Source organism: Candidatus Paceibacterota bacterium (assembly GCA_036517255.1).
Lineage (GTDB): Bacteria > Patescibacteriota > Minisyncoccia > Phycocordibacterales > WO2-35-19 > DATDXE01.
Window position 1 is genome coordinate 1 of sequence record DATDXE010000002.1, and the last position, 3,678, is coordinate 3,678.

Annotated in this window: 4 protein-coding genes; 3 read left to right on the forward strand and 1 reads right to left on the reverse strand. The window is 41.3% G+C overall.

The window, feature by feature from the left end; translation table 11 throughout:
- On the forward strand, window positions 1-451 hold a 451-nt coding region (locus VJH67_00220; GenBank protein ID HEY4515605.1), incomplete at its 5' end, for an NAD-dependent epimerase/dehydratase family protein.
- A gap of 22 nt (window positions 452-473) precedes the next feature.
- Here VJH67_00220 and VJH67_00225 read toward each other — a convergent pair.
- Entirely contained in the window at window positions 474-1,301 is an 828-nt protein-coding gene (locus VJH67_00225; GenBank protein HEY4515606.1) for an SDR family oxidoreductase, read from the reverse strand.
- Window positions 1,302-1,356: 55 nt separating this feature from the next.
- Between VJH67_00225 and VJH67_00230 the strand changes: the two genes are divergently transcribed.
- Both VJH67_00230 and VJH67_00235 read left to right on the forward strand, forming a co-directional pair.
- On the forward strand, window positions 1,357-2,415 hold the full coding sequence (locus tag VJH67_00230) for a phosphotransferase (GenBank protein ID HEY4515607.1): 1,059 nt from the start codon (window positions 1,357-1,359) through the stop codon (window positions 2,413-2,415).
- 34 nt (window positions 2,416-2,449) lie between these two features.
- Entirely contained in the window at window positions 2,450-3,409 is a 960-nt protein-coding gene (locus tag VJH67_00235) for a TIM barrel protein (protein ID HEY4515608.1), read from the forward strand.
- The last annotated feature ends 269 nt before the right edge of the window (window positions 3,410-3,678 follow it).

Consider the following 3,678-nt stretch of genomic DNA (forward strand, 5'->3'; position numbering starts at 1 on the left):
AATGAGATTTGATCTAGTCATTAACACGATGACCGGGATGGCTCTCAGCGAAGGGAAAATAACGATTAACGGCGGGCAGCAATGGCGTCCTTTCGTGCATGTTGAAGATGCTGCCGATGCCTATATTTTTATGCTTGAAGCAGAAGCAAAAAAAATCAACGGGCAGATTTTCAATGTGGGAAGTAACGAACAAAACGTAAAGATTGCGGATCTGGCCTATAATGTCGCTAAACTTATTCCCGCCGCCAAAGTTGAACAAAGCCCTTCTCCGGACAACCGGAGTTATCGGGTCAGCTTTGATAAAATCAATGCACTGGGCTGGAAGGCGACGAGAACGATTGACGAAGGAATACTTGGAGTTGTGGAAATGTTCAACGACGGGAGAGTGAAGGATTTCCGTGACTTGAATTATTTTAATATCAAAAGGATGATTACGTATTTGAATGTCTAAGAATGAGCAATATTACAGTTTTCTATCCTGTGAATTCTTTCGCAGGATTAAAACAGCTTGTAACGCCTCCGTCCATCCGAACGATGCAACCGGTTAAATAAGCGCAGGAAGGATCCAATAAATATGCAATATGCTGAGCGATTTCCGAAGGGCTGGCACTGCGATGAAGAGGAGTTTTTTCTAAATAGCGCTGCAGCCGAAAGGCGCGATTGGAGTCTCGTACGTAATCTGCGGAACGCGGAGTGTTGATGTCACCTGGTTCCACTACAATAGAAATAATTCCCTCTTCTCCAAACTGGTGCGCCAAGGCTTGGCTTAAAGAACGCTCGGCTGCCTTGGTGAGACCGTACAATAATTTATCCGGAGAAACACTTTCTGAGACATTTGATCCTATTGTAATTATAGTTCCTCTTACCGCCGTACCATGGACATCTACAGGAGTACTCCTCTGAAATAAGGGATACGCATATTTAGCCGCACAAAGTGCGGCATATACATTTGTATCGATTACGCGATGAAAAGTAGGGAGATCAACACTTTTTAAATCGTTGCATACAAAAGGAAGGACGGCATTGTTTACCAAACCCTGTATTCCCCCCACATAGGTTTTTTTGAGCGAAGCAAATACTTCCTGCATGGCTGCATCATCAGTGAGATCGACCGTGTGAGTCTGTAACGGTCTTTTCGAAAAGCGTTGAGATAATCCATCCAGAATGCCCTGATCATTAGAAAGAGCCACGACCCGTGCGTTCGCTCGCTCTAGGAGGTATTCTGTAAGCGCCGAGCCACAGCCCGCTCCCACACCGGCGACAATTACAACTTTCTGCTCTAAATCAATCTGGATAGCCATATTACTATTGTAAAAGAGAAACCTTTATAAATGTTGCTCTTTCCCATAAGAAAAAATGAAAAACTTTGTTCCTTTACTTGCATCAGAGTATGGCCTAACAGTTACCGATGTGCAGCAGATTAAAGGCATCGCCGCAAATCCAGTATACTCGGCAGAGACTTCCAAAGATAAACTTTTCATAAAAGTTGTTTCAAAATCCAGGCCTGCAAATGAAGAAGTTTACTCTGCACGTTTGCAATTACTTCAAGACTTAGCAAATGAGAATGTTCCAGTCCCCTCCCTGAAAGAAACGCTCGATGGGCGACTCTACGTTCCAACAGAAGATAATTTTATGGAAGTATACCCTTTTATTCCAAATGGAGAGTTTTATAGTGGACACCCTGGTCAAGTTGGTCAAATTGCCCAAGCGATGGCACGTTTTCACTCTGTGGCTGATAAATTAAAAGAACGGCCATATTTTTCTGTTTTAGAGCAGTCCCCCTCGCCATTCGGAGCTATTGCACCCATTACTGCAGAGGAAATAGCTGAATACCAAAGTCTGGTTCATTTACTCCCTAAAAGTGTACGAGGTTTTATTGCTTATTGTCTTGACGTTTTAAAGGAACGAACAGATGATATTCTCAGGGAGGTCACAAAAATAAGAGAAAAAGCACAGGATGTCGGAATAGTCCATGGAGACTTGCACGACCAGAATGTCATGATGGATAAAAACACAAAAAACCTGATGGCATTAGTCGATTGGGAAGGCACACACGGAAGAAGTCGTGGCTTTGATATTGCTTACACATTAGAAAGGCTAGCTGTTACTCCTTCCCCTTCACATCTTTATGATACATCGTTTCCATTCAATCAAGTAGGATTTAATAAAAAGAAGATAGACCAATTTCTGGAAAGTTATGACCAAGAACGAACCATAGATAAGGCTCTTAAAGCAGAATTTATTCCAGAACTACAAATGGAAGCTGTAGCAAGAGGAAGTAAATTTCTGCATTCGCTTTTTGAAGGTTTGCAGGATAAAAAAGAAGTAGACGTCAACTGGTTACATCTTGTCCTACGGATTCAAACTCCGGCGCGTTTTGATGCTCTTAACGATTTTTTTATGAAAACAGTTTGATAATATTTATTAATAAACTACTTAAAAATAAGATATGAAACTAGTAGTTAAATCCGGTGTACAGCAATTAGGATGGTTTAAAGATAAGAAATTTCCTTACTACGAGGCTTATATTCGCGGTGATGAAAATTTAGCTTCTTTGTTGCAGACAGAGATGAAACTTATTTCGATTCATATGCCGCATACGGTTGATACCGAGTCTGGAAAAAAAATAATAAATTTTTGTGATTCTGGAGAAGTGGGAGAGGCTTCTTTTGCAAAGTTGGAGGAACTACTAGATTTTGCCTGGAATCATCAGGTGCCTTACCTAGTAATTCATCTTGGCTTTTATAACTCGTTACGTGAGGATAGATTTACCGTTTTAGAAAGAACCGCACGACGCTTTCAAGAGTATAATGATCGGGGAGTAACTTTATGTCTAGAAAATGTGCCTTGCTGGACTAACATCTGCTTTGAAAATGAGCCGGTGATTAGCGATGCGGAGCATTTTTTGTATTTTAAGCGATATTGCCCATCTATCGGGCTGACGTTTGATGTAGATCATCTGGCGATCACGACAGTGTTTCAGCAATTCTATGCCGGTTTTAAGACAGGATATCTTGCCAGTGGGGATCGGAAAGCATTTAGGAGGGAGATGGAGTGGAAGATGATGCAGGCAACTAGGAAAGATCCTGATTTCTTTTGCGATGTGGTGAAGAAAAAAATTGCTGCTTTTTTATTACAGGTACAGCCAGATACAGTGCATGCGGTTGGCTCAGATTTCTGCCAGTACCAGGATGGTGAGAAATTGCCTTTAGTCGGGGAGGCCCTTCCCCTGGGATTTAAAGGAACCATCGACGGTCATGCTGTAGAAGACAGGCTCGACCATCGCCAATGGGTCCGGTCACTAAAGAATGACCCCTACATAACTGTTGAGCTGATGATGCGCAAAGAATATGGCTATCTTGAAGAAATTCAGAAAAGCAGACGATTATTAGAGTCGATCATCAGATAAGCAGAGGAAAGAGAGCTATTGTTGCTACAAAGATGATGCCCACCGCTTTTATCTAGTGAGATCGGCTCTTATGAAGGCATACATTAAAAAAATAAGAAATAAAGAACGAGCATGGAAAACATAAAAAAATTCGTCTCAAAGAGAATTGTTTTTCCTCTTGCAACTTTAAAATGGAAAGTATTCCATCCTAAAATACTGCCCCGTCTTGGCATGAAATTTATTATTGATCCTCAGGTAGTTCCATATTACATTACAAATAAAAAAACGTT

What these genes read in the sequence shown, in the direction of transcription:
- VJH67_00225 (HEY4515606.1), bottom strand. Translation starts at nt 1,301, where the DNA reads ATGGCTATCCAGATTGATTTAGAGCAGAAAGTTGTAATTGTCGCCGGT.
- VJH67_00230 (HEY4515607.1), top strand. Translation starts at nt 1,357, where the DNA reads ATGAAAAACTTTGTTCCTTTACTTGCATCAGAGTATGGCCTAACAGTT.
- VJH67_00235 (HEY4515608.1), top strand. Translation starts at nt 2,450, where the DNA reads ATGAAACTAGTAGTTAAATCCGGTGTACAGCAATTAGGATGGTTTAAA.